3 protein-coding genes are annotated in these 4786 nt (G+C 66.3%); 1 reads left to right on the top strand and 2 read right to left on the bottom strand.

The features are described from left to right. Both FFS27_RS28685 and FFS27_RS28680 read right to left on the bottom strand, forming a co-directional pair. On the bottom strand, window positions 1-1547 hold a 1547-nt coding region (locus FFS27_RS28685), incomplete at its 3' end, for a methyl-accepting chemotaxis protein (protein WP_137952375.1). A 113-nt stretch (window positions 1548-1660) separates the two neighbouring features. Then, window positions 1661-2986, bottom strand: coding sequence for a Na+/H+ antiporter family protein (locus tag FFS27_RS28680; protein ID WP_003090489.1), 1326 nt, complete (start codon window positions 2984-2986; stop codon window positions 1661-1663). A gap of 258 nt (window positions 2987-3244) precedes the next feature. Between FFS27_RS28680 and FFS27_RS28675 the strand changes: the two genes are divergently transcribed. Next, window positions 3245-4786 (top strand): methyl-accepting chemotaxis protein (locus FFS27_RS28675; RefSeq protein ID WP_137952374.1); only part of this gene is annotated, 1542 nt, incomplete at its 3' end.

Raw genomic sequence — 4786 nt, 5'->3', positions numbered from 1 at the left:
TCCTCGGCCACCGCGGTCTGTTCCTCGGCGGCGCTGGCGATCTGCGCGTTCATCGCGTTGATGGTGGCAATCAACTGGGCGATGGCGTCCAGCGAATCGCCGGCCTGGTTGGACTGGTTGCTGGTGCCCTCGCCGGCCTCGCCGGAACGGCGCATGGCGTCGACCGCGGCGTTGGTGCCCTGCTGCAGGCGATCGATCATGCCCTGGATTTCCTGGGTGCTCTGCTGGGTGCGGCTGGCCAGCGCCCGCACTTCGTCGGCGACCACCGCGAAGCCACGTCCGGCCTCGCCGGCACGGGCCGCCTCGATGGCCGCGTTGAGCGCCAGCAGGTTAGTCTGTTCGGCAATGGAGCGGATCACCCCGAGCACGCTGACGATCGACTGCACGTCCTGTTGCAGGCTGTCCAGCGAGGAACCGCTGTCGCGGATCTCGTCCACCAGCGCGTGGATGCGCTCGATGCTGCCGTCCACCACGCGCTTGGCCGCCTGGCCTTCGTGGTCGGTCTGCTGCGCGGCCTCGGCGGCGCGCTGGGCGCTCTGCGCCACTTCATGGGCGGCGGCGGACATCTCGTTGATCGCGGTGGCGACCTGATCGGTCTCGTGGCGCTGGCGCTCCATGGCCTGCTCGGAACGCTCGGCCTGGGCCGACATCTGCTCCACCAGTTGCTTGAGGTCGCCGGTCATCCCGGCGATCTGCCGCACCAGACCGTGGATCTTCTCGACGAAGCGGTTGAAGGAACCGGCCAGCTCGCCCAGCTCGTCGTGGCTGGTCACCGGCAGGCGACGGGTCAGGTCGCCTTCGCCGGCGGCGATGTCATCGAGGTTCTGGCGGATCTGGTGCAACGGCCGCAGCATCGCGTTGGCCACCGCCAGGCCGATCACCAGCAGGACCACCAGGAGGACCCCGGCGATCGCCACGATGCTGGCGATCAGGGTGCCGATACGCTCGTCGATGGCTTGCTTGATCTCCACCAGTTGGGCCTCGACGCCGTCGAGGTTGATCGCCGAGCCGATCACCATGTCCCACTTCGGCAGGTACAGGGTGTACGACAGCTTCGGCACCATGACGCTTTCGTTACCCGGCAGCGGCGAGGTATAGGTCACGTAGTGGCTGCCGTTCTTGCCTGCCTCCACCAGTTCGCGATTGAGGTAGACGCCGCTGGGATCGCGGCGGTCGCGGAAGCTCTTGCCGACGTCCACCGGGCTGTCGCCACGGAACAGGCGCACCACCTGGGAGTCGTAGCCGAAGATATAGCCGTCCTTGCCGTACTTGACCTTCGACAGGCGCGCAATGGCCTCGGCGCGGGCGTTCAGGTCGCCGTTGGCCGAGCGGTCGTACTCGGCCTGGATACTGCCCATGGCGATCTGCACATAGTGCTCGAGTTCGGCACGACGGTCGCCGAGCAGGCGCTCGCGGGTATCCTTGACTTCGGTATCAGCCTGTTTTTTCAGGATCAGCACCGCTCCGCCGCTGAGCACCAGGGCGAAGAGCAGCACCGGCACCATGGCCAGCAGGAGGACTTTGGATTTCAGGGTCAGACGCATCATCAACTCCTAGCATGACGCCCAATAAAAAACGGGATTCCCGTTTCATCGGCAATCCCGTCGGAAGCTTAAGCGGCCGGCCCGACATTCCGTCAGGCGACCGCCCGAAATGGGACTCAGAGCAACATCGCGGCGGCCCAGCCGAACACCAGCAACGGCAGGTTGTAGTGGAGGAAGGTCGGCACCACGGTGTCCCAGATGTGATTGTGCTGGCCGTCGACGTTGAGCCCGGAGGTCGGCCCGAGGGTCGAGTCCGACGCCGGAGAACCTGCATCCCCCAGCGCGCCGGCGGTGCCGACGATGCTGACGATGGCCAGCGGGCTGAAGCCCAGTTGCACCGCCAGCGGGACGAAGATCGCGGCGATGATCGGCACGGTGGAGAACGACGAGCCGATGCCCATGGTGACCAGCAGGCCGACCAGCAGCATCAGCATGGCGCCGACCGCCTTGCTGTTGCCGATCCAGGCCACCGAGGCGTCGACCAGGCTCTGCACCTCGCCGGTGGCCTTCATCACCTCGGCGAAACCGGCCGCGGCGATCATGATGAAACCGATGGTGGCCATCATCTTCATGCCTTCGGTGAACAGGTCGTCGGTCTCCTTCCAGCGCACCACGCCGGACAGCGAGAAGACCACGAAACCGACCAGCGCGCCGATGATCATCGAGTCCAGCCACAGCTGCACGACGAACGCGGCGACGATGGAGACCCCGGCCACCGCCAGGCTTTTCGGGCTATAGCTGACATCGACGCGTTCGGCCTGCTCGATCCGCTGCAAGTCGTAGACGCGCTTGCGGCGGTAGCTGAACAGCACCGCGATGAGCAACCCGGCGAGCATGCCCAGGGCCGGGATGAACATGGCGTGGGTGACGTTGATCCCGCTGACGTCGACGCCGTTGCGCGCCACGTTGGCCAGCAGGATTTCATTGAGGAAGATGTTGCCGAAGCCCACCGGCAGGAACATGTACGGGGTGATGAGGCCGAAGGTGATGACGCAGGCGATCAATCGCCGGTCGATCTGCAGCTTGCTCAGCACATAGAGCAGCGGCGGCACCAGCAGCGGGATGAAGGCGATGTGGATCGGCAGGATATTCTGCGAGGATACCGCCACGCAGAGCAGCAGGCCGACCAGAATCCACTTGAACGCACCGGCGCCCTTGCCCTGCTCGTCGTGCCGGCCGAGCAGCGCCAGAACCTTGTCGGCCAGCGCATGGGCCACGCCGGAGCGAGCGATGGCCACGGCGAAGGCGCCGAGCATGGCGTACGACAGGGCCACCGTGGCGCCGCCGCCGAGGCCGCCGTTGAAGGCCTTGAGAGTCCCCTCCAGGCCTAGGCCACCGAACAGTCCGCCGACCACCGCGCCGATGATCAGCGCCAGCACGACATGCACACGGCAAAGGCTGAGGACGAGCATCAGTGCGACCGCCAGCACCACTGCGTTCATCGTTGAACTCCTTGCAAATGAAACGAACCCGGCCGCCTGCGACCGAAAAAAGGGGCGTACTCTGCTACAGCCATCCCCGCCTGTCAAAGCCGCGCATGGGCGAATGTCGCCTGGCTATAAACCGTTGTGCACGGTTCTTGCGTGCGATTCGCCGCACGACGGCAATCCGGCGCCAGCGAACGAACCGTCGTCAAGAATGGGCGAGCCCTGCCGATAAGCCTTGGGCCCCCGCAGTTTCTTCGTACAAGGACCCCTCCCATGTTCCTTCGCCGCCTGTCCATCCAATGGAAGATCACCCTGCTGGCAGGCCTCTGCCTGCTCGGCGTGGTCGCCTTGCTGGTCGGCCTTTCGGTCTACCGCATGCAGCACAGCAGCGTACTGGTGAAAAGCGCCAGTACGCAGATGCTCGACGAATCGGCGCGCCTGCGCCTGGAAGCCCGCGGGGAATTGCAGGCGTTGCGCATCCAGCGCTATTTCATGGATGCCTTCCAGTACGGCAAGGGTTTCTCCCGGCAGATCCTGTTCCTCCGCGACCAGGCGCAGAAGCGCTTCCTCGACGCCTACGACCTGCGCGAGGACCTGACCCGCCAGGTGCGCACCGCGCTCGCCGCCAATCCCGAGGTGCTCGGCCTGTACGTGGTCTTCGAACCCAACGCACTGGACGGCAAGGACGAACTGTTCGTCGACCAACCCGCCCTGGGCAGCAACGACAAGGGACGCTTCTCCCTGTACTGGGCGCAGGCCACGCCGGGACAGCTGGAGTCCGAGTCGATGGTCGAGTCCGAACTCGCCGACACCAGCAGCGGGCCCAGCGGCGCGGCCTACAACGCCTGGTACACCTGCCCGAAGGAAAGCGCTCAACCCTGCGTGCTCGATCCCTACTTCGACAAGGTCGGCGAGCGCCAACTATTGATGACCAGCATCGCCTTCCCCCTCGAACTGGATGGCAAGGTGATCGGCGTGATGGGCCTGGACATCAACCTGAGCAATCTGCAGGCGCTCAGCGAACAGGGCAACCGCGAACTCTACGACGGCGTCGGCCAGGTCGGCATCCTCAGCCCGGCCGGGCTGTTCGCCGGCAACAGCCGCGACGCCGGCCTGCTCGGCAAGAACCTGGCCAAGGCGGATCCGCAGCACGCCGGCGAACTCCTGCAACTGCTGGCCGCCGGCAAGAGCCAATTGTTCAACGAGAACGACGACCTCAAGGTGCTGCAACCGTTGCAGCCGATTCCCGGCGCCAAGCCCTGGGGCGTGCTCCTCGAAGTGCCGAAGAGCGCCCTGCTCGGCCCGGCCCTGGCGCTGGAGCGGCAACTGGACGACATGCGTCGCGAAGGCACCTGGGTCGAACTGGGCCTCGGCCTCGGCGCCGCGGTGCTCGGCCTGCTGGTGCTGTGGCTGACCGCCCGCGGCGTGACCCGGCCGATCCTCGGCGTCGCCCACATGCTGCGCGACATCGCCAGCGGCGAAGGCGACCTGACCCAGCGTCTGCCGCACACCGGGCGCGACGAGCTGGGCGAACTGGCCGGATGGTTCAACCGTTTCCTCGACAAGCTGCAGCCGATCATCCGCGACGTGAAGGTCTCGGTGCGCGATGCGCGCAGCACCGCCGACCAGTCGGCGGCGATTTCCAGCCAGACCAGCGCCGGCATGCAGCAGCAGTTCCGCGAGATCGATCAGGTCGCCACCGCATCCCACGAGATGACCGCCACTGCCCAGGACGTCGCCCGTAGCGCCGCCCAGGCCGCCGACGCCGCGCGCGGTGCCGACCAGGCGACCCGCGACGGTCTGGCGCTGATCGAC

The organism is Pseudomonas sp. 2VD (assembly GCF_005503585.1).
GTDB lineage: Bacteria > Pseudomonadota > Gammaproteobacteria > Pseudomonadales > Pseudomonadaceae > Pseudomonas > Pseudomonas aeruginosa.
The sequence above is the reverse complement of the archived record's forward strand: the minus strand, read 5'-3'. Positions and strand labels throughout refer to the sequence as shown.

Excerpts from the sequence above, each read along its gene's own strand:
- FFS27_RS28680 (WP_003090489.1), bottom strand. The coding sequence starts at position 2,986 with ATGAACGCAGTGGTGCTGGCGGTCGCACTGATGCTCGTCCTCAGCCTT.